A 23,642-nucleotide genomic window follows, 5' to 3' on the forward strand; every position below is an offset into this window, starting at 1 on the left:
TCAGACAAGCCCGCTAGAAGCCGTCCACCTCATGGGCGTACGGCGGTTCCGCGCCCGCTCGTGAGCAGGTGATCGCCGCTGCGCGTGCCGCATAGCGCAGCAGCTCGCTCCAGCCGTCGGCGCCCAGGTCTGCCAGCGCTGCCGCGGACAGGGCGTCGCGGCGGGCGAGGCCGTGCAGCAGCGCCGCGTTCACCGTGTCGCCGGCACCGATCGTGTCCACCACGTCGACCCGTTCACCCGGCACGGAGTGGTCCGCGCCGTCGCGGGTGAAGACGGTCAGACCGTCACCGCCGTGCGTGACCACGACGGCCGCCGGGCCCGACGCCAGCCATTCGCGCGGGGTGCCGCCGAGCCAGTCCGCGTCCTCCTCGGACAGCTTGAGCAGCGACACCGAGGGCAGCCAGCTCTTGAACCGAGCCCGATAGGCGTCCGCGTCGGCGATCAGCACGGAGCGGATGTTCGGGTCGAGCGCGGTGAACACGCCCTGCGCGGACGCGACCCGCATCAGCTCCTCGTACGCGCTCGCGCCCGGCTCCAGGATCAGCGAACAGGTGCCGAAGGACACCGCCCTTGTCCCGGGCGGGAGTTGGTCCGGAGCCGAGAACAGCCGGTCCGCCGTGCCTTCGACGTAGAACGAGTAACGGGCCGAGCCGTCTGAGCCGATCGACGCGACGGCGAGCGTCGTCGGCTCCGTGCCCCGCTGCACGGACGACACGTCGACATTCGCCTCGCGCAGCCCGTCGAGCAGGGCCTCGCCGAAGGCATCGGACGACACCCGGGAGCAGAAGGCGGCCGGCGAGCCGAGACGGCCCAGAGCCACCGCCGTGTTGTACGGGCCGCCGCCGCGGCGCGGATCCAGTCCCGCGAGCGCGCCCGCCTCCTGCGGCACCAGGTCGATCAGGGCCTCACCGGCGACGACGATCACGAGTCGGGTCCTTTCTCGGGGCAGCCGCACGAGGTGCGGTGAACGAAGGTGGAGGGCAGCCGGAGCGTACGGCCCGGACGGTCGGGGGAGGCCAGCCGCTCCAGGAGCAGCCGTACGGCCTGGGCCCCGATCTCCTTGCTGGGCTGGGAGATCACGGTGAGCCGGGGCGAGAAGAGGTCCGCCCAGGAGAAGTCGTCGAAACAGCACAGGGCCACGTCGTCGGGCACCGACAGACCCCGCTCGCGCAGGGCTCGCAGTGCGCCGATGGTCATGGTGTTGTTCGCGGTGACGAGTGCCGTCGGCGGTGCCGGGAGGGACAGCAGGTCCCCGGTCGCGCGTTCGGCGCCCTCCGCCTCCGAGCTGCCGGAGACGACGAGACGTTCGTCGTACGGGAGCCCCGCGTACGCGAGCCCGTGCCGGTACCCCGAGATCCGCTCGCTCGTGGTGCTGAGCCCCGGCAGGCCGCCGACCAGACCGATCCTCTTGTGGCCCAGCTCGGCGAGGTGGGTGACCAGCTGCCTGACGGGCTCGGTGTTCTCCGCGCAGACCTGGTCGAACGTGAAGCCGGGCGTCGCAGCCTCGTCGACCAGCCGGTCCAGGAACACCGTCGGTACGTCATGCCGCCCGAGGTAGCCGATGAGCTCGTCCGGCTGCACCGACGGCGCCACGATCATGCCGTCAACCCGCCGCTCGTGCAGCAGTTGGACCACCTTGCGCTCGTGCGCCGGATCGTCGTGCGGGTCCGCGATCAGCAGGCTGTACCCCTGCTCCAGGGCTCCGGCTTCGACGCCCTGCAGGATCTCTGTGAAGTACGGATTGCTGATCGCCGACACCGCGAGCCCGATGGACCGGGTACGCGCCGTGACCAGGGATCTCGCCAGCGAGTTGGGCGTGTAGCCGAGCTCGTCGATGGCATCGAGCACTGCTTGGCGGGTGGCCGGCCGCACGGTACGGGTGTTGTTGAGGACGTGCGAGACCGTCGCGACGGATACGCCCGCGCTGCGGGCCACGTCGACCATGGTCGCCATGGGGTTCCTCCTCCCACCCGCGCCCCAGCCCACCGGCCGGGCACGCTCTGGACGGGACCGTACCCCACGGGACGGGCAGACGTAAACGCTTGCGCAAGCGATTACGTAAGCGTTTACGTCCCGCCAGCGCCCCAGCGCCCCAGCCCCGCCTCAGCCCCGCCTCAGCCGATCACTCCCAGTCCCACCCGATCCCCACGATCCCCGACCGCACCCGCGGCTCGACCATGTGAACCGACAGATGGCGCTCGCTGAGCGTCAGTTCCTGACGGCCGCTGCGCGGCGCCGCCGCCGAGTGCTGGGTGAACCGGTTGCAGCGCACAGGCAGTGCGTCATCGGCGAACCGCACCTCCAGGGCGTACTGCCCGCCCGGAGAGCCGAAGTCGCGCACGTACTCGCTGGACGCGCCGGCCGTGCCGTCCTCGACGCCGTAGCGGAACAGACAGGTGTCGCCGATCCGCAGCCGGTTGTCGAAGAGCAGCTCCGCCACGAGCACCCCGGTGTCGTGGTGCCAACGCACGCGCCCTGTACGGCAGTTCTCCAGGGCGTGCACCACCATGCGCTCCGGCGCGCACCCAGGGTCGCCGTGGTGGACGGCCACATAGCGGTCGATGCCGTCCTTGTGGGCGCGCACGATGTGCTGCGAGTCGCGCCCCGACAGCTCCCGGCGCGAACCGATCCGCACCCGCTCGTGCTGGCCGAGCAGGTGCAGTCCACTGTCGAGCGACGCTCCCAACTCGGCGAGCAGCTTCTCCAGGGCGCCGGAGGCCTCCACCAAGGCGCGGTACGAACGGGCCCCGGGACGTGCCTGACCAGGGTGCTCCTCGGCCTGGGCGAGCAGTCGTACGAGCGACTCGTCGGGCAGCTGGAGTATCTCCTCCAGGGCGCGTACGGCCCGCAGAGACTCCGGGCGCTGTGGGCGGCGGGCGCCCTGCTGCCAGTAGCTCAGGCTCGTCACGCCGACCTTGACCCCGTATCGCGACAGATGGTGCTGGACGCGCTGCAGCGGCAGTCCGCGGGCGGCGATCGCGGCGCGCAGGGCGACGTGAAAGGGGCCGCCTTGCAGGGCGGTCTCCAGTTCGGCCGTGGCGACGTCCGCGTGCTCTGTGCCGTGCCGCATGCAGGAGCCCTTCTGTGAATGCCGAGGGTTGTGGCCCCAAGTCACCCCGCATTGAAGCGGGTTGATCACGGCTCGACAACTGGTTCGAAGCTGCGGGCCGCCTGCGACTGGTCGCGCCCTCGGCGGAGCCGCACATTGATACAGCCCCCGCGCCCCTGGAGGAAGGCCTGCGGCCTGCTTCAGGGGCGTTGTTCCGCCCCGGATCAAGCCCCAGTGGCACTGTCCACAAGGGCGCCGAGGCTTCATCCACAGGCCCGTCGCGGTGTCACACCTCGCCAGTAGGGTGTGAGACATGGCCGACCCCTCCAGCTACCGCCCCAAGCCGGGGCAGATCCCCGACTCGCCGGGGGTCTACCGGTTTCGCGACGAGCACCGCCGGGTGATCTACGTCGGGAAGGCAAAGAGCCTGCGCCAGCGCCTGGCGAACTACTTCCAGGACCTGGCGGGCCTCCATCCGCGTACGCGCACCATGGTGACGACGGCCGCGTCGGTGGAGTGGACGGTGGTGTCCACGGAGGTCGAGGCGCTGCAGCTGGAGTACTCCTGGATCAAGGAGTACGACCCCCGGTTCAACGTCAAGTACCGCGACGACAAGAGCTACCCGTACCTCGCGGTGACGATGAACGAGCGGTTCCCGCGCGTGCAGGTGATGCGGGGCCAGAAACGCAAGGGCGTGCGCTACTTCGGCCCGTACGGGCATGCGTGGGCGATCCGCGACACCGTGGACCTCCTGCTGCGGGTCTTCTCCGTCCGCACCTGCTCCGCCGGCGTCTTCAAGAACGCCGAGCGCACCGGCCGCCCCTGTCTGCTCGGCTATATCGGCAAGTGCTCGGCCCCTTGTGTGGAGCGGATCTCCGCCGAGGACCATCGTGAACTCGCCGAGGAATTCTGCGACTTCATGGCCGGCCGCACAGGGACGTACATCCGTCGTCTGGAGCGGCAGATGACGGACGCGGCCGAGGAGATGGAGTACGAGCGGGCGGCCCGCCTCCGCGACGACATCGACGCCCTCAAGAAGGCCATGGAGAAGAACGCGGTCGTGCTCGCCGACGCGACCGACGCCGATCTGATGGCGGTCGCCGAGGACGAGCTGGAAGCCGCCGTGCAGATCTTCCACGTACGGGGCGGACGGGTGCGCGGCCAGCGGGGCTGGGTGACGGACAAGGTGGAGGCCGTCACCACCGGGGATCTCGTCGAGCACGCCCTCCAGCAGTTGTACGGCGAGGAGACCGGCGACTCCGTGCCCAAGGAGGTGCTCGTCCCGGCACTGCCCGATCCCGTCGAGCCCGTCCAGGAGTGGCTCACCACGCGCCGGGGTTCCAATGTCTCGTTGCGCATCCCACAGCGCGGTGACAAGAAGGCCCTTATGGAGACCGTGCAGCGCAACGCGCTCCAGGCGCTCGGGCTGCACAAGACCAAGCGCGCCTCCGACCTCACGACCCGCTCGCGCGCCCTGGAGGAGATTGCCGAGGCCCTCGACCTGGACAGCGCGCCCCTGCGCATCGAGTGCTACGACATCTCGCACCTCCAGGGGGATGACGTGGTGGCCTCCATGGTGGTCTTCGAGGACGGCCTTCAGCGCAAGAGCGAGTACCGCCGTTTCCAGATCAAGGGCTTCGCGGGGCAGGACGACGTCCGCTCCATGCATGAGGTAATCACCCGCCGCTTCAAGCGCTACCTCGCCGAAAAGGAGAAGACCGGCGAGTGGGCGGACGGGGAGAACACGCTCACCGAGGAGGACGGGCGGCCCAAGCGGTTCGCGTACCCGCCGCAGCTGGTCGTCGTCGACGGCGGACAGCCTCAGGTCGCGGCCGCCCAGAAGGCCCTGGACGAGCTCGGTATCGACGACATCGCCGTGTGCGGCCTCGCCAAGCGCCTCGAAGAGGTCTGGCTGCCCGGAGATGACGACCCGGTGGTGCTGCCACGCACCAGCGAAGGGCTCTATCTTCTTCAGCGTGTACGCGACGAAGCGCACCGCTTCGCGATCAACTACCAGCGCACCAAGCGGGCCAAGCGCTTCAGGGCGAGCCCGCTGGACGATGTGCCGGGTCTCGGCGAGACGCGTAAACAGGCGCTGATCAAGCACTTCGGTTCGGTGAAGAAGCTGCGATCCGCGACCATCGAGCAGATCTGCGAGGTCCCCGGCATAGGCCGCAAGACGGCCGAGGTGATCGCCGTGGCCCTCGCCGAGGCGACCCCGGCCGCACCCGCCGTGAACACGGCGACTGGAGAGATCATGGAAGACGAGGAAGAAGCGGCACCCGGGACGACGGCGGGTTCCGCTCAGGAGCCCGTGTCCGCGGGATCCTCGAACGAGCGACGGGGGCAGGAACCATGAACGAGCAGGACGAGCAGGACACCGAGCGCACAGCCGAACAGGAAGCCGGGCGCACGGCGGAACACAAGAAACCGCCGAAGACGGCGAGCGAAGATCACTCGCCGTCCGAAGCGAGCGAGCAAGCGGGCAAGCAATCGGGCGAGCAAGCGCCCGAAGCGGGCCGGCAAGACGGAGCACAAGTGAGTACGGGCATCGAAACAGCCGGGGTCCCTGAAGCGGCCATCCCCGAGCTGGTGATCATCTCCGGTATGTCCGGCGCGGGCCGGTCGACCGCCGCCAAGTGTCTGGAGGACCTCGGCTGGTTCGTCGTCGACAACCTGCCGCCCGCGCTGATCCCCACCATGGTGGAACTCGGCGCCCGTTCGCAGGGCAACGTCGCCAGGATCGCGGTCGTCGTCGACGTACGGGGCCGCCGCTTCTTCGACAACCTCCGTGAGTCCCTCGCCGACCTGGAGTCAAAGAGCGTCACCCGGCGGATCGTCTTCCTGGAGTCCTCCGACGACGCCTTGGTGCGCCGCTTCGAGTCCGTGCGCCGCCCGCACCCCCTCCAGGGCGACGGCCGCATCGTCGACGGCATCGCCGCCGAACGCGAGCTGCTGCGCGAACTGCGCGGCGACGCCGACCTGGTGATCGACACCTCCAGCCTGAACGTGCACGAGCTGCGCGCCAAGATGGACGCCCAGTTCGCCGGAGAGGAGGAGCCCGAGCTGCGGGCCACGGTCATGTCCTTCGGCTTCAAGTACGGCCTGCCGGTCGACGCCGACCTGGTCGTGGACATGCGGTTCCTGCCCAATCCGCACTGGGTTCCGGAGCTGCGCCAGTACACCGGGCTCAATGAAGAGGTCGCGGCGTACGTCTTCAACCAGCCCGGAGCCAAGGAGTTCCTCGACCGGTACGCCGAGCTGCTGCGCCTCATCCAGGCCGGCTACCGCCGCGAGGGCAAGCGCTATGTGACCATCGCCGTCGGCTGCACCGGAGGCAAGCACCGCTCCGTCGCGATGTCGGAGAAGCTCGCCGCCCGTCTGGTGTCCGAGGGAGTGGAGACGGTCGTCGTCCACCGGGACATGGGCCGCGAATGACGGGTCGTTCTCTGCGACTGCGCAGGCTGCGCCGGGTCGGCACCGAAGGGCAGGGCGGTAAGCCCGCCGAGGCGCGCGGCGGCAAGCCGCGCCGCCGCGGCGCGCAGCCCAAGGTCGTCGCGCTCGGCGGCGGCATGGGCCTGTCCGCCTCGCTCGCCGCCCTGCGCCGCATCACCGGCGACCTCACCGCGGTCGTCACGGTCGCCGACGACGGGGGCTCGAGCGGCCGCCTCCGGGACGAGCTCGGTGTGCTCCCGCCCGGCGACCTGCGCAAGGCCCTCGCCGCGCTGTGCGGCGACGACGACTGGGGCCAGACCTGGGCCCGCGTCATCCAGCACCGCTTCCAGTCAAAGGGTGAGCTGCACGAGCACGCGGTCGGCAATCTGCTGATCGTCGCCCTCTGGGAGCAGCTCGGCGACCATGTGCAGGCCCTCGACCTGGTCGGCAAGCTCCTGGGCGCGCAGGGACGCGTGCTGCCCATGTCCGCCGTACCCCTGGAGCTCCAGGCGCTCGTCAAGGGCCACGATCCGGAGCGGCCCGAGGGCATCGAGACGGTGCGCGGCCAGGCCAACGTCGCCCTGACGACCGGCGAAGTGCAGTCCGTGCACCTGGTGCCGCACGACCCGCCCGCCGTCCCCGAGGCCGTCGCGGCGGTCCTCGACGCGGACTGGGTGGTCCTCGGCCCCGGCTCCTGGTTCTCCTCGGTGATCCCGCATCTCCTTGTGCCCGATCTACTCGACGCACTTACGGAGACGAAGGCGCGCCGGGTGCTCTCCCTGAACCTCGCCCCGCAGCCGGGAGAAACCGAAGGCTTCTCCCCGCAGCGTCATTTGGAGGTTTTGGGACGACACGCCCCTAAACTCGCCCTGGACGTGGTACTGGCCGACGAGGCCGCCGTGCCCGACCGCGATTTACTCACCGAAGCCGCCCAGCGGTTCGGGGCCGCGGTCGAGCTGGCGCCGGTGGCCCGCCCCGACGGAACTCCGAGGCACGATCCGGAGCTGTTGGCCGCCGCGTACGACCGTATTTTTCGGATGCATGGAAGGATCGGCCCATGGCGATGACGGCAGCGGTGAAGGATGAGATCTCCCGGCTCCCCGTCACCCGGACCTGCTGCAGAAAGGCGGAGGTCTCCTCCCTTCTGCGGTTCGCCGGCGGCCTCCACCTGGTGAGCGGCCGCATCGTGATCGAGGCGGAGCTGGACACCGCGATGGCGGCGCGCCGCCTGAAACGGGATGTCCTGGAGATCTTCGGCCACAGCTCCGAGCTGATCGTGATGGCTCCCGGGGGCCTGCGCCGCGGCTCCCGCTATGTCGTCCGTGTGGTGGCCGGTGGCGACCAGCTGGCCCGTCAGACCGGGCTCGTCGACGGCCGGGGCCGGCCGATCCGCGGGCTGCCCCCGCAAGTGGTCTCGGGCGCCACCTGTGACGCCGAGGCGGCCTGGCGCGGGGCGTTCCTGGCGCACGGCTCGCTGACCGAGCCGGGCCGCTCCTCCTCCCTGGAGGTGACCTGCCCGGGACCCGAGGCCGCGCTCGCGCTCGTCGGCGCCGCCCGGCGACTGCAGATCGCCAGCAAGGCCCGTGAGGCGCGCGGCGTTGACAAGGTGGTCGTCCGTGACGGTGACGCGATCAGCGCCCTGCTGACGCGGCTCGGTGCCCACGAGGCCGTACTGGCCTGGGAGGAACGCCGGATGCGCCGCGAGGTGCGCGCCACGGCGAACCGCCTCGCCAACTTCGACGACGCCAACCTGCGCCGCTCCGCCCGCGCCGCCGTCGCCGCCGGAGCCCGCGTGCAGCGCGCCCTGGAGATCCTTGGTGACGAGGTCCCCGAGCACCTCGCCGCCGCCGGACGGCTGCGCATGGAGCACAAGCAGGCCTCCCTGGAGGAGCTGGGCGCGCTCGCCGACCCGCCGCTGACCAAGGACGCCGTCGCGGGCCGTATCCGCAGACTGCTCGCCATGGCCGACAAGCGGGCCCAGGACCTGGGCATTCCGGGGACGGAGTCCAGCATCTCCGAGGAACTGGCCGACAATCTCGTGGGCTGACAGCGCGGCCGCCGACGCAACTCCCTACGCCCCTACGGGGGTCGATGCCCGGGCGGTCCGTACCCCTACTGGTGGGTACGGACCGCGGTGCCGTGTATGGGCACTCGGATGTCACTCTGGGGGCCTCAGGGAGGTAGGGTCGTAGGCGGTCGGGGACATCCCATACAACTCGCCGGCATCTGAACCGGCGTACCAACGAGGAGATCGGTTCGTGACGATCCGCGTAGGCATCAACGGCTTTGGCCGCATCGGTCGTAACTACTTCCGCGCGCTGCTGGAGCAGGGTGCAGACATCGAGATCGTGGCTGTCAACGACCTGGGTGACACCGCGACCACCGCTCACCTGCTGAAGTACGACACCATTCTGGGCCGTCTGAAGGCCGAGGTGTCCCACACCGAGGACACCATCACGGTCGACGGCAAGACGATCAAGGTGCTCTCTGAGCGCAACCCGTCCGACATCCCGTGGGGCGAGCTGGGCGTCGACATCGTCATCGAGTCGACCGGTATCTTCACGAAGAAGGCCGACGCCGAGAAGCACATCGCAGGCGGCGCCAAGAAGGTCCTCATCTCGGCTCCGGCCAAGGACGAGGACATCACCATCGTGATGGGCGTCAACCAGGACAAGTACGATGCAGCCAACCACCACGTCATCTCCAACGCTTCCTGCACCACCAACTGTGTGGCGCCGATGGCCAAGGTTCTCGACGAGAACTTCGGCATCGTCAAGGGCCTGATGACGACGGTGCACGCGTACACGAACGACCAGCGCATCCTGGACTTCCCGCACAAGGACCTGCGCCGGGCCCGTGCCGCCGCCGAGAACATCATCCCGACGACCACCGGTGCCGCGAAGGCCACCGCGCTGGTCCTTCCGCAGCTCAAGGGCAAGCTCGACGGCATCGCGATGCGCGTCCCGGTCCCGACCGGCTCGGCCACCGACCTGGTCGTGGAGCTCTCCCGCGAGGTCACCAAGGACGAGGTCAACGCGGTCTTCAAGAAGGCCGCCGACGGTGAGCTCAAGGGCTACCTGTACTACACGGAGGACGAGATCGTGTCCTCGGACATCGTCGGCGACCCGGCCTCCTGCACCTTCGACGCCTCCCTGACCATGGTCCAGGAGGGCAAGTCGGTGAAGATCCTCGGCTGGTACGACAACGAGTGGGGCTACTCCAACCGCCTCGTGGACCTCACGGTCTTCGTCGGCGGCCAGCTCTAAGTCCCAGAGCAAGGCACCTCGATGTGAACACAGGGCCCGGGCAGCGCAAGGAAAGTGCTGCCCGGGCCCTGCGCCACGTGCTGATCGATTAGCCCTCCAGGACAACAGAGCTATCCCAGGAGTCCCCTTATGAAGACGATCGACGAACTCCTCTCCGAAGGCGTGGACGGCAAGCGGGTCTTCGTGCGCGCCGACCTCAACGTGCCGCTGGCCGAAGGCCGTATCACCGACGACGGGCGCATCCGCGCCGTCCTGCCCACCGTCAAGGCCCTCGCGGAAGCGGGCGCCAAGGTGGTCGTCGCCTCGCATCTGGGCCGCCCCAAGGGCGCCCCGGACCCCGCCTTCTCGCTGCTGTCCGCCGCCGAGCGGCTCGGTGAACTCCTCGGCGCGCCCGTCGCGTTCGCCCAGGACACCGTCGGCCCCGCCGCCCACGACGCCGTGAACGGCCTGCAGCCCGGCCAGGTCGCGGTCATCGAGAACCTGCGCTTCAACGCAGGCGAGACGTCGAAGGACGACACCGAGCGCGGCGAGTTCGCGGACCAGCTCGCGGCCCTGGCCGATGTCTACGTAGGCGACGGTTTCGGCGCGGTGCACCGTAAGCACGCCTCCGTGTACGACCTCCCGGCGCGCCTGCCGCACTACGCCGGCCACCTCATCGCCACCGAAGTCGGTGTCCTGAAGAAGCTCACTGAGGACGTCAAGCGCCCCTATGTCGTCGCGCTCGGCGGCGCCAAGGTCTCCGACAAGCTCGCCGTCATCGACCAGCTCCTCGGCAAGGCCGACCGGCTGCTGATCGGCGGCGGCATGGCGTACACCTTCCTCAAGGCCAAGGGGTACGAGATCGGCGCCTCCCTCCTTCAGGAGGACCAGATCCCGGCCGTCAAGGAGTACATCGAGCGCGCGGAGAAGACCGGTGTCGAACTGGTCCTCCCCGTCGACGTGCTGGTCTCCACGGAGTTCCCGGACCTGAAGACCAACGCCCCCGCCAACCCCACCACCGTCGCCGCGGATGCCGTCCCGGCCGACCAGATGGGCCTGGACATCGGCCCTGAGTCCCGCAAGCTGTACGCCTCGAAGCTCGCCGACGCCGCCACCGTCTTCTGGAACGGTCCCATGGGCGTCTTCGAGCACCCCGACTACGCCGAGGGCACCAAGTCGGTCGCCCAAGCCCTTCTCGACTCTCCGGCCTTCACAGTCGTCGGCGGTGGTGACTCCGCCGCGGCGGTTCGCATCCTGGGCTTCGACGAGACGGCCTTCGGCCACATTTCGACCGGTGGCGGCGCCTCCCTCGAATACCTCGAGGGCAAGACGCTCCCCGGCCTCGCCGCACTGGAGGACGACCCCGCATGACCACTCGTACGCCGCTGATGGCCGGCAACTGGAAGATGAACCTCAACCACCTCGAGGCCATCGCCCACGTCCAGAAGCTCGCCTTCGCCCTGGCCGACAAGGACTACGAGGCCGTCGAGGTCGCCGTCCTCGCGCCCTTCACCGACCTGCGCTCCGTACAAACCCTGGTCGACGGCGACAAGCTCAAGATCAAGTACGGCGCCCAGGACGTCTCGGCGCACGACTCCGGCGCTTACACCGGTGAGATCTCCGCCCCGATGCTGGCCAAGCTCAAGTGCACCTACGTGGCGGTCGGCCACTCCGAGCGCCGGCAGTACCACAAGGAGAGCGACGAGCTCTGCAACGCCAAGGTCAAGGCCGCCTTCAAGCACGGCCTCACGCCGATCCTGTGTGTCGGTGAGGAGCTGGAGGTCCGCGAGGCGGGCAACCACGTCACGCACACGCTCGCGCAGGTCGAGGGCGGCCTCAAGGACGTACCGGCCGAGCAGGTCGAGTCCATCGTGATCGCGTACGAGCCTGTCTGGGCCATCGGCACCGGCAAGGTCTGCGGCGCCGACGACGCCCAGGAGGTCTGCGCGGCGATCCGCGGCAAGCTCGCCGAGCTGTACTCGCAGGAGCTGGCCGACCAGGTCCGCATCCAGTACGGCGGTTCAGTGAAGGCCGGGAACGTCGCCGAGATCATGGCGAAGCCCGATATCGACGGCGCCCTGGTCGGCGGTGCCTCGCTGGACGCCGACGAGTTCGTCAAGATCGTCCGGTTCCGCGACCAGTAAGCATCGGTCCGGTGACCAGTAAGTAGGCGTCGGCGGCGATACGTCGTACCCTTGCGGGGGCCGGGTGGCTTCTCTTACGGAGCTCCGGCCCCCGTCGTCCGTACAAGTCCGAGGAAGTTGGTCCAGCCGTGGTTATGGGGTTCTCGATCGCCCTGATCGTCTTCAGCCTGTTGCTGATGCTGCTGGTGCTGATGCACAAGGGGAAGGGCGGCGGCCTCTCCGACATGTTCGGTGGCGGCATGCAGTCGTCCGTCGGCGGCTCCTCGGTCGCCGAGCGCAACCTCGACCGCATCACCGTCGTGGTCGGTCTGCTGTGGGCCGCGTGCATCGTCGTACTCGGCATCCTGATGAAGGTCACCAACTGACCAGCGGCTGACGTCGGTACGACAGCGCATCTTTCGCATAAAGCCCCATGTTCGGTACGCGCTCGCGAGCGCGGCCTATCATGGGGCTTGCGTCTTTGGGTGGGGGTGTAACTCCAGTCACTGGACGCGCGTTGGCCCTTACGTACACTGAGGCGCTCGCAGCGAAGCATCACGCCGACTCGCTTCGCAGCACCATTACGCAGGGAGTTACGACCGTGGCAAGTGGCAACGCGATCCGAGGAAGCCGGGTCGGGGCGGGGCCGATGGGCGAGGCCGAGCGCGGCGAGTCCGCGCCGCGGCTGTGCGTCTCCTTCTGGTGCTCCAACGGACACGAGACGCAGCCGAGCTTCGCCAGCGACGCGCAGGTTCCCGAAACCTGGGACTGCCCGCGCTGCGGCTTTCCGGCTGGACAGGACCGGGACAACCCGCCGGACCCGCCGCGCACCGAACCGTACAAAACGCACCTGGCGTACGTACGGGAGCGGCGCAGCGACGCGGACGGCGAGGCGATTCTCGCCGAGGCGCTCGCCAAACTGCGGGGCGAAATCTAGGACTTGAGAGAACCGGCCGGGCACCCACGGGTGCGCGGCCGGAGCTGTTGCGTGGCATAAAGCCCTGCTCCGTTAGGTTGGGACCGGCAGCGGGGCAACGTACGCAGCAGGACAGCTATGAAAGAAGAGGCTGAAGTCCGAGATGAATGCAGACAGCCGTACCCGGCTCAACCAGAAGCCCGAGTGGACCGCTCTGGCCAAGCACCGCGAGGAACTCGGCGAGGTGCGGCTGCGTGAGCTGTTCGCCGCGGACCCGGGGCGCGGCGCCGGATACACACTTCAGGTCGGCGATCTGCACGTCGACTACTCCAAGCATCTGGTCACCGACGAGACACTGCGACTGCTGCGTGAACTGGCCGCAGCGGCCGATGTGTTCGGGCTTCGGGACGCCATGTTCCGCGGCGAGAAGATCAACACGACCGAGGACCGCGCCGTCCTGCACACCGCGCTGCGCGCTTCACGCGACGCGGTCATCGAGGTCGACGGCGAGAACGTCGTGCCGGGTGTGCACGCGGTGCTCGACAAGATGGCCGGCTTCGCCGACCGCGTCCGCTCGGGAGAGTGGACGGGGCACACCGGCAAGCGCATCCGCAATGTGGTCAACGTCGGCATCGGCGGCTCGGATCTGGGTCCGGCGATGGCGTACGAAGCGCTGCGGGCCTTCACCGATCGCGAGCTGACGGTCCGCTTCGTGTCGAACGTGGACGGGGCCGATCTGCACGAGGCGGTACGGGACCTGGACCCGGCCGAGACGCTGTTCATCATCGCCTCGAAGACCTTCACCACCATCGAGACGATCACCAACGCCACCTCGGCGCGCAACTGGCTGCTGACCGGCCTGAGGGCGGACCAGGACGCCGTCGCCAAGCACTTTGTGGCTTTGTCGACGAACGCCGAGAAGGTGTCGGACTTCGGCATCGACACGGCCAACATGTTCGAGTTCTGGGACTGGGTCGGCGGCCGGTACTCGTACGACTCGGCGATCGGGCTTTCGCTGATGATCGCGATCGGTCCTGACCGGTTCCGCGAGATGCTGGACGGTTTCCGGCTGGTCGACGAGCACTTCCGTACGGCGCCCGCCGAGTCCAACGTGCCGTTGCTGCTCGGCCTCTTGGGGATCTGGTACGGCAACTTCCATGACGCGCAGTCGCACGCGGTGCTGCCGTACTCGCACTACCTGTCCAAGTTCACTGCGTACCTGCAGCAGCTGGACATGGAGTCCAACGGCAAGTCCGTGGGGCGGGACGGCGAGCCCGTGGAGTGGCAGACCGGGCCCGTCGTGTGGGGCACGCCGGGGACCAACGGGCAGCACGCGTACTACCAACTCATCCACCAGGGCACGAAGTTGATCCCGGCCGACTTCATCGGGTTCGCCGAGCCGGTGGCGGATCTGCTGCCGGGGCTTGTCGGCCAGCACGATCTGCTGATGGCCAACTTCTTCGCGCAGACGCAGGCGCTTGCCTTTGGGAAGACGCCGGACGAGGTGCGTGCGGAGGGGGTGCCCGAGGAGTTGGTGCCGCACAAGACGTTCCAGGGCAACCATCCGACGACCACGATCCTCGCGCGCGAGCTCACTCCGTCGGTGCTCGGTCAGTTGATCGCGCTGTACGAGCACAAGGTCTTCGTGCAGGGCGCCGTCTGGGGCATCGACTCCTTCGACCAGTGGGGCGTCGAGCTGGGCAAGGTGCTTGCCAAGCGCGTTGAGCCGGCGCTGACCGAGGGGGCGGATGTGCCGGGGCTCGATGAGTCGACGAAGGCGCTGGTTGCCAAGTACCGGGAGCTGCGGGGGCGTTGAGCCGGGGTGGCTCGGGTCGAGGGCTTGGGCCGCGGCTCCGTTAATCGGATGCACGGCCCGCTCCCGGCGGGTGACACTGCTTCGGCGCTGTCACTTGCCTGGAGGACGTCATGGACCAGCTGCTTGCCGCACTCGCGGATCCCGAACGCCAGCGGTTGTATGCCCGCATCGTGCTGGACCAGCTGCCGCCGGGCGAGCAGGACTCCGCCGTGGTGCGCAAACACCTGGGGCGGCTGATCGCTGCGGGGCTTGTCGAGCGGATGGCTGACGGCTCCTTGCGGGCCGATTCCGCTGTGTTCCGGCGTGCTCGGCCCGTGGAGGAGGCGCATCCCGGGGTTCCGCGTCGGCTCGTGGGGTTCTTCGCGCAGGGGCGGCTTACCGCGATTCCGGTGCGGCCGGCTGTACGGCGTGAGCTGCTCGCGCATCTCACGGGCACGCTCTTCGAGAGTGAGCGTGGCTACTCCGAGGCAGAGGTCAACGCGGCGTTTCGTACCGTGCATGACGATACGTCGGCGTTGCGGCGGTATTGCGTGGATAGTGGGTTGCTTGTGCGTGAGCGGGACGGCAGCGTCTATCGCGTGGCTGCCTAAGCGCTCCGCTGGGTGCGGGGGCTGCGGGGAGCGCCGCAGAGGGTGCGGTTGAGTGCGGGCTGCGGGTGGTTCTGGGCTGGTCGCGCCCACGCGGCGGAGCCGCAAATTGACACAGCCCCGCGCCCCTAAAAAGGAAGGCCTGCGGCCTCCTTTTTAGGGGCGTGAAGATCGCACGCGAGTGCCTCAGGGCGACGCCGGTGGATACAACGACCGCGGCAGTTGGGATGCCGCTGCCGCGTCCAGTAGCCACAGTGTGCGGGAGCGGCCGTACGCGCCCGCCGCCGGCGCCTGGATCTCGCCTGCTCCCGAGAGCGCGATGGCCGCTGCCTTTGCCTTGTCCTCGCCCGCTGCCAGGAGCCACACCTCGCGAGCCGCCCGGATCGCGGGCAGGGTCAGCGAGATGCGGGTCGGTGGGGGCTTGGGGGCGCCGTGTACGCCTACCACCATGCGTTCGGTTTCGCGTACGGCGGGGAGCTCCGGGAAGAGCGACGCCACGTGCGTGTCCGGGCCGACGCCCAGCATCAGGACGTCGAAGGTGGGGACGGTGCCATGGTTCTCGGGGCCCGAGGCCTTGGCCAGTTCGGCGGCGTACGCTTCCGCCGCCGCGTCGGCGTCCTTGCCGTACGGGCCGTCCGACGCGGGCATGGCGTGCACGCGGTGCGGATCCAGCGGTACCGAGTCGAGGAGCGCCTCGCGGGCCTGGGTGACATTGCGCTCCGGGTCGCCCTCGGGCAGGAACCGCTCGTCACCCCACCACAGGTCCAGTCGGCCCCAGTCGATGGCATCCCGCGCGGGGGCCGAACTCAGCGCCGCGAGGAGGCCGTTGCCGTTGCGCCCGCCCGTGAGTACCACCGAGGCGTAGCCCCGGGAGGCCTGTGCGTCCACGATCTTCGTGATGAGCCGGGCCGCGGCGGCCTGGGCCATCAGTTCCTTGTCGCGGTGGACGACGAGCTGTGGCGCGGTGCTCACTTGGACGCCACCTTCTTGGCCAGGTCGGCGGGCGTGGCCGGAGCCGCCTTGTCGGTCTCCTTCGCCGGCTCCTGGGCGGACGCCTCGGCCGGTGCCTCCGTAGCGGAAGCCCCGGCGTCGGAGTCTCCAGATCCGGAAGCCCCAGCCTCGGAGGCTCCCGTTCCGGATGGCCCGGCTTCGAGAGCCCTGGCCGCAGAACCCGAGGTCACGGAAGTCCCAGCCACGGAAGTCCCGGCCGCAGAATCCGCAGAACTCGTAGACTCCGCTGCCCCAGAGACCCCGGCCCGGAAGGCCGCCGCCCGGGAACCCACCGCCGGAGCAGCCGAGCTCCCGGAGGCATCGCCCCTGGAGCCCTCAGCCCATCCTCCCGCGGAACCCCCCGCCGGCGAACCGGACTTGAAGCCCCCGCTGCCCAGCCGCTCCACGCCGAAGCGCAGCGCCGACGCATACGTGTCGTCCGGGTCCAGCCGCCGCAGTTCCTCCGCTATCAGCTCGGCCGTGTCGCGGCGGTTCAGCGCCACCGCACGGTCGGGCTGGCCCTGGATGGACAGCGTCGCCAGCGAGCCGTCGGCGCGGTCCAGGACGATCGGTCCGGAGCTGGTGGCCATCCGGACGGAGGTGAGACCAGGCCCGGAGGACAGCGAGCGCTTGACCGGGACGTCGAGCCGGTCCGCGAGCCACATCGCGAGCAGTTCGCAGCTCGGGTTGAACTCCTCGCCCTCCACCTCGACCGCGGTGACCTCGCAGGTGACCTGGTCCAGGGCCGCGGCCAGCATCGAACGCCAGGGCGTGATGCGGGTCCACGACAGGTCCGTGTCGCCGGGGGTGTAGGCGTCGGCGCGGGCACCGAGTTCCCGTACGGGCTGCTCGGCGGCGTACGTGTCGGTGACGCGGCGCTGCGCCAGGGCGCCCAGCGGGTCCTTGGCCGGGTCCAGCGGCGCGTTCACCGGCCACCAGGCGACCACCGGCGCGTCCGGCAGCAGCAGGGGGAGGACGACCGACTGCGCGTGGTCGACCACCTCGCCGTACAGCCGCAGTATCACCGTCTCGCCGGTGCCCGCGTCCGCGCCGACCCGTACCTCGGCGTCGAGCCGTGACGTGGTGCGGTCGCGGGGCGAGCGGGAGACGCGCTTGATGACCACGAGGGTGCGCGAGGGGTGCTCGCGGGACGCGTCGGAGGCGGCCTTCAGCGCGTCGTAGGCGTTCTCCTCGTCGGTGACGATGACGAGGGTGAGGACCATGCCGACGGCGGGAGTGCCGATGGCCCGGCGGCCCTGTACCAGCGCCTTGTTGATCTTGCTGGCCGTGGTGTCCGTAAGGTCGATTTTCATGGCCGGCGCCAGCTCCGTCCATCTCGTTCGAGCATGTCGTCCGCCTCGGCCGGGCCCCAGGTGCCCGACGGGTACTGCGCGGGCTTGCCGTGCTTCTCCCAGTACTCCTCGATCGGGTCGAGGATCTCCCAGGACAGCTCGACCTCCTCGGTACGCGGGAAGAGGTTCGCGTCGCCGAGTAGGACGTCGAGGATCAGCCGCTCGTACGCCTCCGGGCTGGACTCCGTGAAGGACTCGCCGTACGCGAAGTCCATCGACACGTCCCGGACCTCCATGGAGGTGCCGGGCACCTTGGACCCGAAGCGGACCGTGACGCCCTCGTCCGGCTGGACGCGGATGACCAGCGCGTTCTGGCCCAGTTCCTCCGTCGCCGTGTGGTCGAAGGGGGAGTGCGGGGCGCGCTGGAAGACGACCGCGATCTCGGTGACGCGGCGGCCCAGGCGCTTGCCGGTGCGGAGATAGAAGGGGACGCCCGCCCAACGGCGGTTGTCCACCTCCAGCTTGACGGCCGCGTACGTGTCGGTCTTCGACTTGGGGTCGATGCCGTCTTCTTCGAGGTAGCCGATGACCTTCTCGCCGCCCTGCCAGCCCGCCGCGTACTGCGCGAACACCGTGTTGCGGCCGAGGTCCTTGGGCAGCTTCACCGCGCCGAGCACCTTGGTCTTCTCGGCGGCGAGCGCGTCCGCGTCGAAGGAGGCGGGCTCCTCCATCGCGGTCAGCGCGAGCAGTTGGAGCAGATGGTTCTGGATGACGTCGCGGGCGGCGCCGATTCCGTCGTAGTAGCCGGCGCGGCCACCGATGCCGATGTCCTCGGCCATCGTGATCTGTACGTGGTCGACGTACGAACGGTTCCAGAGCGGCTCGAACATCTGGTTGGCGAAGCGCAGCGCCAGGATGTTCTGGACGGTCTCCTTGCCCAGATAGTGGTCGATACGGAAGACCTGGTCAGGGGAGAAGACCTCGTGCACGATCCGGTTGAGCTCCTCGGCCGACTTCAGGTCGTGGCCGAACGGCTTCTCGATGACCGCGCGCCGCCAGGAGCCGTCCTTCTGGTCGGCCAGGCCGTGCCTCTTCAGCTGCTGCACGACCTTGGGGAAGAACTTCGGCGGTACGGACAGATAGAAGGCGAAGTTGCCGCCCGTGCCCTGCGCCTTGTCCAGGTCCTCTATGGTCGCCTTCAGGTTCTCGAAGGCGTCGTCGTCGTCGAAGGTGCCCTGGACGAACCGCATGCCCTGGATGAGCTGCTGCCAGACCTCCTCGCGGAAGGGGGTACGGGCGTGCTCCTTGACCGCGTCGTGGACCTCCTGCGTGAAGTCCTCGTCCGCCCACTCGCGGCGGGCGAAGCCCACGAGCGAGAAACCCGGCGGGAGCAGGCCGCGGTTGGCGAGGTCGTAGACAGCGGGCATCAGCTTCTTACGGGACAAATCGCCCGTGACGCCGAAGATGACAAGGCCCGACGGCCCCGCGATACGCGGGAGCCGTCGGTCTGCGGCGTCACGAAGCGGATTCGCTCCGGTGCCGGGAGAAGGAGTCAAGGTCTCAGCCCTCCGAGGGGGCGAGGCGCTTGAGCTCCGCCTCGGTCGACTTGAGCAGGTCGTTCCAGGACGCCTCGAACTTCTCGACGCCCTCGTCCTCCAGCAGCTGGACGACCTCGTCGTACGAGATGCCGATCTTCTCGAGCGCGTCGAGGTCGGCGCGGGCCTGCTCGTACGTACCGGCGATGGTGTTGCCGGTGATCTCGCCCTGCTCCTCGGTGGCGAAGAGCGTGGCCTCCGGCATGGTGTTCACCGTGTTCGGCGCGACCAGCTCGTCGACGTACAGGGTGGCCTTGTACGCCTTGTCCTTGACGCCCGTCGACGCCCACAGCGGACGCTGCTTGTTGGCCTGCGCCTTGTCCAGGGCGGCCCAGCGGTCGGAGGAGAAGACCTCCTCGTACGCCTGGTAGGCGAGCCGCGCGTTGGCGACGCCCGCCTTGCCGCGGGCGGCCTTGGCCTCGTCGGTGCCCATGGCGTCGATCCGCTTGTCGATCTCGGTGTCCACGCGGGACACGAAGAAGGACGCCACCGAGTGGATCTTGGACAGGTCCAGGCCCTTGGCCTTGGCCTTCTCCAGTCCGCTCACGTAGGCGTCCATGACCTCGCGGTAGCGCTCCAGCGAGAAGATCAGCGTGACGTTCACGCTGATGCCGTTGCCGATCGTCTCGGTGATCGCCGGGAGGCCCGCCCGGGTGGCCGGGATCTTGATGAGGGTGTTCGGGCGGTCCACCAGCCAGGCGAGCTGCTTGGCCTCGGCGACCGTCGCCCGCGTGTTGTGCGCGAGGCGGGGGTCGACCTCGATCGAGACGCGGCCGTCCTGGCCGCCGGTGGCGTCGAAGACGGGGCGCAGGATGTCGGCGGCGTCGCGTACGTCCGCCGTCGTGATCATGCGGACGGCCTCTTCGACGGTGACCTCACGGGCGGCGAGATCGGCGACCTGCTGCTCGTAGCCGTCACCGCCTGAGATCGCCTTCTGGAAGATCGACGGATTGGTCGTGACGCCCACGACGTGCTGCTGGTCGATCAGTTCGGCGAGGTTGCCGGACGTGATCCGCTTGCGCGACAGGTCGTCCAGCCAGATCGCGACGCCTTCTTCGGAGAGGCGCTTCAGTGCGTCTGTCATGGAAAATGCATCTCCTACGTGTCGTATGTCAGCGTCAGCGCTGGGCTGCGGCGATCGATTCCCGGGCGGCGGAGGCGATGTTCTCGGCAGTGAAGCCGAACTCGCGGAAGAGGACCTTGCCGTCGGCCGAAGCACCGAAGTGCTCCAGGGAAACGATGCGTCCGGCATCCCCCACGTACTTGTGCCAGGTCAGACCGACCCCGGCTTCGACCGCGACACGCGCCTTGACGGACGGCGGCAGAACGCTGTCCCGGTACCCCTGGTCCTGCTCCTCGAACCACTCCACCGACGGCATGGACACCACCCGCGTCGGCACCCCGGCGGCCTGCAGCTGCTCGCGCGCCTCGACGGCCACATGCACCTCGGAACCGGTCGCGATGAGCACGACCTGCGGCTCGCCACCTTCGGCGTCGAAGAGCACGTAACCGCCCTTCGCCGCCCCCTCGTTGGGCTCGTACGTCGGCACGCCCTGCCGGGTCAGCGCGAGCCCGTGCGGGGCGCCCTTGCCGAACTCCTTGGTGTAGCGCTTGAGGATCTCGCGCCAGGCGATGGCGGTCTCGTTGGCGTCGGCCGGGCGGACGATGTTCAGGCCCGGGATCGCGCGCAGCGAGGCGAGGTGCTCGATCGGCTGGTGGGTGGGGCCGTCCTCGCCGAGACCGATGGAGTCGTGCGTCCATACGTACGTCACCGGCAGGTGCATCAGGGCCGACAGGCGCACCGCGTTGCGCATGTAGTCGGAGAACACCAGGAACGTACCGCCGTAGATACGAGTGTTGCCGTGCAGCGCGATGCCGTTCATCTCCGCGGCCATGGCGTGCTCGCGGATGCCGAAGTGGATCGTGCGGCCGTACGGGTTCGCCTCCGGCAGCGGGTTGCCCTGCGGCAGGAACGAACTCGTCTTGTCGATCGTGGTGTTGTTGGAGCCCGCCAAGTCAGCCGAGCCGCCCCACAGTTCGGGGATGACCTCGCCCAGCGCCTGGAGCACCTTGCCGGAGGCGGCACGCGTGGCGACGCCCTTGCCCGGCTCGAAGACGGGGAGGTGCGACTCCCAGCCCTCGGGCAGCTCGCCCGCGTTGACGCGGTCGAACTCGGCGGCCCGCTGCGGGTTGGCCGTACGCCAGGCGGCGAGTGACTTCTCCCACTCGGCGCGGGCCTCACGGCCGCGGTCACCGAGCGCGCGGGTGTGCGTGATGACCTCGTCGGCCACCTCGAAGGACTGCTCCGGGTCGAAGCCGAGGACGCGCTTGGTGGCCGCGACCTCGTCGTCGCCGAGCGCCGAGCCGTGCGCGGCCTCGGTGTTCTGCGCGTTCGGGGCCGGCCAGGCGATGATCGAGCGCATCGCGATGAACGACGGCTTGTCGGTGACCGCCTTGGCCTTCTCGATCGCCTCGTACAGCGCGGCCGGGTCGAGGTCGCCGTTCTCCTTCGGCTCGACGCGCTGCACATGCCAGCCGTACGCCTCGTACCGCTTGACGGTGTCCTCGGAGACGGCCGCCTCGGTGTCGCCCTCGATCGAGATGTGGTTGTCGTCCCACAGCAGGACCAGGTTGCCCAGCTTCTGGTGGCCCGCCATGGACGACGCCTCGGCGGAGATGCCCTCCTGGAGGCAGCCGTCACCGGCGATCGCGTAGATGTAGTGGTCGAAGGGGGAGGTGCCGGGGGCGGCCTCCGGGTCGAACAGGCCGCGCTCGTAGCGGGCGGCCATCGCCATGCCCACCGCGTTGGCGACACCCTGGCCCAGCGGCCCTGTCGTCGTCTCCACGCCCGCCGTGTGCCCGTACTCGGGGTGGCCCGGGGTCTTCGACCCCCATGTGCGGAACGCCTTCAGGTCGTCCAGCTCCAGGCCGAATCCGGCGAGGTACAGCTGGGTGTAGAGGGTCAGGGAGGAATGGCCGGCGGAGAGGACGAAACGGTCCCGTCCGGTCCAGTCCGGGTCCGCCGGGTCATGCCGCATCACCTTCTGGAAGAGGGTGTACGCGGCGGGCGCCAGGCTCATCGCCGTACCCGGATGGCCGTTGCCGACCTTCTGTACGGCATCGGCGGCCAGGATGCGGGCCGTGTCGACGGCTCGCTGGTCCAATTCGGTCCACTCGAGGTCTGTGGTGGTCGGCTTGGTGCTCACCCTGAGTCAGGGCTCCTCTCCACATGTTCCACATGTCGAATGCCGGTGCACATGCGCGCCCACCGGCCGTTGTCGAGCCTACCCCCGTAGGAACACGCATTTTTTCGACTCATTCCACAGTGCCGGGTGTGTTCCGGCACTGCCTCCCTGACCGGCGCGTTCCGCGGTCGGGCAGGGAATGAACGTGAATACGCAGCCGGTGATCCGACTGCTCAATCAAGCCGAATCAAGGACTGCCGAACCCTTCGCGGGGTCCCCTTCAACACGACCCGACCCCCGCGAAGAGCGGGGTCTGGGCAACGTCTACAGTGGCGTGGTACGCGCGGGCCTTTACCCGGAGTTCACACTCGGGGCTCGCTGGGATGTCTCTGTAGGGGTGTACGTGACGGCCGTTGAATCCCGTCCTGCGGGTGTGCTCGAGACGAGTCAGAGCACGAAGCACCGGCCGTTCGGGGCCCGCATCAAGGCGTTCATCGCGCTCACGAAGCCGCGGATCATCGAGCTGCTGCTGATCACCACCGTGCCGGTGATGTTCCTCGCCGAGCAGGGCGTGCCCGACCTTCAGCTCGTCCTCCTCACCTGTGTCGGCGGCTACCTCTCCGCGGGCGGCGCCAACGCGCTGAACATGTACATCGACCGCGACATCGACGCCCTCATGGCGCGCACTTCGCAGCGTCCGCTGGTCACCGGGATGGTCAGCCCGCGCGAGTGCCTGGTCTTCGGCATCTCGCTCGCCGTTATCTCGACTCTCCTGTTCGGCCTGACGGTCAACTGGCTGTCCGCCTGGCTCTCGCTGGGGGCCCTCCTCTTCTACGTCATCGTCTACACGATGATCCTCAAGAGGCGTACGTCGCAGAACATCGTCTGGGGCGGCATCGCAGGCTGCCTGCCCGTCCTCATCGGCTGGTCCTCGGTCACCAACTCCATGTCCTGGGCCCCGGTCATCCTCTTCCTCGTGATGTTCTTCTGGACGCCGCCGCACTACTGGCCGCTGTCCATGAGGGTGCGGGACGACTACGCGCGCGTGGGCGTGCCTATGCTTCCGGTCATCGCCTCCAACAAGGTCGTCGCCCGGCAGATCGTCCTCTACAGCTGGGCGATGGTCGCCGTCTCCCTCCTGCTGACGCCGCTGGGCTATACGGGCTGGTTCTACACGTCCGTCGCCCTGGTGACCGGCGGCTTCTGGCTCTGGGAGGCGCACGGGCTGCAGGCCCGCGCCAAAGACGGGGCCGTGGGCGCCAAGCTCAAGGAGATGCGCCTCTTCCACTGGTCGATCACGTACGTGTCGCTGCTGTTCGTGGCGGTGGCGGTGGATCCCTTCCTTCGGTAGCCGCAGTTCGTACGACTCGTACGGCGACGGGTGGGGGCGTGGTCAAGGCCACGTACCC

Annotated in this window: 20 protein-coding genes; 12 read left to right on the plus strand and 8 right to left on the minus strand. The window is 69.0% G+C overall.

Annotation, left to right across the window (positions count from 1 at the left end; genetic code table 11):
* Positions 1–13: 13 nt before the first annotated feature.
* From ACQEVY_RS35960 to ACQEVY_RS35970, 3 genes are all read right to left on the minus strand, one after another.
* Positions 14–925: a carbohydrate kinase family protein gene (locus tag ACQEVY_RS35960; protein ID WP_432953662.1), complete on the minus strand. Its 912-nt coding sequence runs from the start codon at positions 923–925 to the stop codon at positions 14–16.
* Positions 922–1,953 carry a LacI family DNA-binding transcriptional regulator gene (locus tag ACQEVY_RS35965; protein ID WP_432953664.1) on the minus strand — a complete coding sequence of 344 codons (1,032 nt, stop codon included), beginning with the start codon at positions 1,951–1,953 and terminating at the stop codon, positions 922–924. Before ACQEVY_RS35965 ends, ACQEVY_RS35960 begins: the two co-directional genes overlap by 4 nt.
* A gap of 169 nt (positions 1,954–2,122) precedes the next feature.
* Positions 2,123–3,070 (minus strand): hypothetical protein, encoded by a 948-nt coding sequence (locus ACQEVY_RS35970; protein ID WP_432953665.1) that lies wholly within the window; start codon positions 3,068–3,070, stop codon positions 2,123–2,125.
* A 292-nt stretch (positions 3,071–3,362) separates the two neighbouring features.
* Here ACQEVY_RS35970 and uvrC point away from each other — a divergent pair, with 292 nt between their 5' ends.
* From uvrC to ACQEVY_RS36025, 11 genes are all read left to right on the plus strand, one after another.
* The gene (gene uvrC / locus ACQEVY_RS35975) at positions 3,363–5,408 is read left to right on the plus strand and encodes an excinuclease ABC subunit UvrC (protein ID WP_432953667.1); all 2,046 of its coding nucleotides are present in this window, start codon (positions 3,363–3,365) and stop codon (positions 5,406–5,408) included.
* Positions 5,405–6,487, plus strand: coding sequence for an RNase adapter RapZ (gene rapZ / locus ACQEVY_RS35980; RefSeq protein ID WP_432953668.1), 1,083 nt, complete (start codon positions 5,405–5,407; stop codon positions 6,485–6,487). Before uvrC ends, rapZ begins: the two co-directional genes overlap by 4 nt.
* Positions 6,484–7,551, plus strand: coding sequence for a gluconeogenesis factor YvcK family protein (locus ACQEVY_RS35985; RefSeq protein ID WP_432953669.1), 1,068 nt, complete (start codon positions 6,484–6,486; stop codon positions 7,549–7,551). Before rapZ ends, ACQEVY_RS35985 begins: the two co-directional genes overlap by 4 nt.
* Complete coding sequence (whiA, locus tag ACQEVY_RS35990) at positions 7,542–8,531, plus strand: DNA-binding protein WhiA (RefSeq protein WP_328772433.1); 990 nt, start codon at positions 7,542–7,544, stop codon at positions 8,529–8,531. The genes ACQEVY_RS35985 and whiA overlap by 10 nt, the downstream gene beginning before the upstream one ends.
* Positions 8,532–8,742: 211 nt before the next feature.
* Positions 8,743–9,750 carry a type I glyceraldehyde-3-phosphate dehydrogenase gene (gene gap, locus ACQEVY_RS35995; protein WP_328772434.1) on the plus strand — a complete coding sequence of 336 codons (1,008 nt, stop codon included), beginning with the start codon at positions 8,743–8,745 and terminating at the stop codon, positions 9,748–9,750.
* Positions 9,751–9,879: 129 nt separating this feature from the next.
* Entirely contained in the window at positions 9,880–11,100 is a 1,221-nt protein-coding gene (locus ACQEVY_RS36000; RefSeq protein WP_432953671.1) for a phosphoglycerate kinase, read from the plus strand.
* Positions 11,097–11,873, plus strand: coding sequence for a triose-phosphate isomerase (tpiA, locus tag ACQEVY_RS36005; protein ID WP_328772436.1), 777 nt, complete (start codon positions 11,097–11,099; stop codon positions 11,871–11,873). Before ACQEVY_RS36000 ends, tpiA begins: the two co-directional genes overlap by 4 nt.
* 134 nt (positions 11,874–12,007) lie before the next feature.
* Positions 12,008–12,238: a preprotein translocase subunit SecG gene (gene secG, locus ACQEVY_RS36010; RefSeq protein ID WP_165342601.1), complete on the plus strand. Its 231-nt coding sequence runs from the start codon at positions 12,008–12,010 to the stop codon at positions 12,236–12,238.
* Between the two features lie 215 nt (positions 12,239–12,453).
* Positions 12,454–12,789 carry an RNA polymerase-binding protein RbpA gene (locus ACQEVY_RS36015; RefSeq protein ID WP_432953673.1) on the plus strand — a complete coding sequence of 112 codons (336 nt, stop codon included), beginning with the start codon at positions 12,454–12,456 and terminating at the stop codon, positions 12,787–12,789.
* Between the two features lie 142 nt (positions 12,790–12,931).
* Positions 12,932–14,584, plus strand: coding sequence for a glucose-6-phosphate isomerase (gene pgi, locus ACQEVY_RS36020; protein ID WP_432953674.1), 1,653 nt, complete (start codon positions 12,932–12,934; stop codon positions 14,582–14,584).
* A gap of 314 nt (positions 14,585–14,898) precedes the next feature.
* Complete coding sequence (locus ACQEVY_RS36025; RefSeq protein WP_432955583.1) at positions 14,899–15,174, plus strand: DUF2087 domain-containing protein; 276 nt, start codon at positions 14,899–14,901, stop codon at positions 15,172–15,174.
* 183 nt (positions 15,175–15,357) lie between these two features.
* Here ACQEVY_RS36025 and pgl read toward each other — a convergent pair whose 3' ends face one another.
* From pgl to tkt, 5 genes are read right to left on the minus strand one after another with little or no spacing between them, the layout of a single operon-like run.
* Positions 15,358–16,143 (minus strand): 6-phosphogluconolactonase, encoded by a 786-nt coding sequence (gene pgl / locus ACQEVY_RS36030; protein WP_432953675.1) that lies wholly within the window; start codon positions 16,141–16,143, stop codon positions 15,358–15,360.
* On the minus strand, positions 16,140–17,474 hold the full coding sequence (gene opcA, locus ACQEVY_RS36035; protein ID WP_432953676.1) for a glucose-6-phosphate dehydrogenase assembly protein OpcA: 1,335 nt from the start codon (positions 17,472–17,474) through the stop codon (positions 16,140–16,142). The genes pgl and opcA overlap by 4 nt, the downstream gene beginning before the upstream one ends.
* Positions 17,471–19,009, minus strand: coding sequence for a glucose-6-phosphate dehydrogenase (zwf, locus tag ACQEVY_RS36040; protein WP_432953678.1), 1,539 nt, complete (start codon positions 19,007–19,009; stop codon positions 17,471–17,473). The genes opcA and zwf overlap by 4 nt, the downstream gene beginning before the upstream one ends.
* Before the next feature lie 4 nt (positions 19,010–19,013).
* Complete coding sequence (tal, locus tag ACQEVY_RS36045; protein WP_432953680.1) at positions 19,014–20,132, minus strand: transaldolase; 1,119 nt, start codon at positions 20,130–20,132, stop codon at positions 19,014–19,016.
* 34 nt (positions 20,133–20,166) lie between these two features.
* Positions 20,167–22,254 carry a transketolase gene (tkt, locus tag ACQEVY_RS36050; RefSeq protein WP_432953681.1) on the minus strand — a complete coding sequence of 696 codons (2,088 nt, stop codon included), beginning with the start codon at positions 22,252–22,254 and terminating at the stop codon, positions 20,167–20,169.
* Positions 22,255–22,630: 376 nt separating this feature from the next.
* Between tkt and ACQEVY_RS36055 the strand changes: the two genes are divergently transcribed.
* Positions 22,631–23,584 carry a heme o synthase gene (locus ACQEVY_RS36055; RefSeq protein ID WP_432955585.1) on the plus strand — a complete coding sequence of 318 codons (954 nt, stop codon included), beginning with the start codon at positions 22,631–22,633 and terminating at the stop codon, positions 23,582–23,584.
* Positions 23,585–23,642 lie beyond the last annotated feature (58 nt).

It is taken from the genome of Streptomyces sp. CA-288835 (assembly GCF_050936385.1).
Classification (GTDB): domain Bacteria; phylum Actinomycetota; class Actinomycetes; order Streptomycetales; family Streptomycetaceae; genus Streptomyces.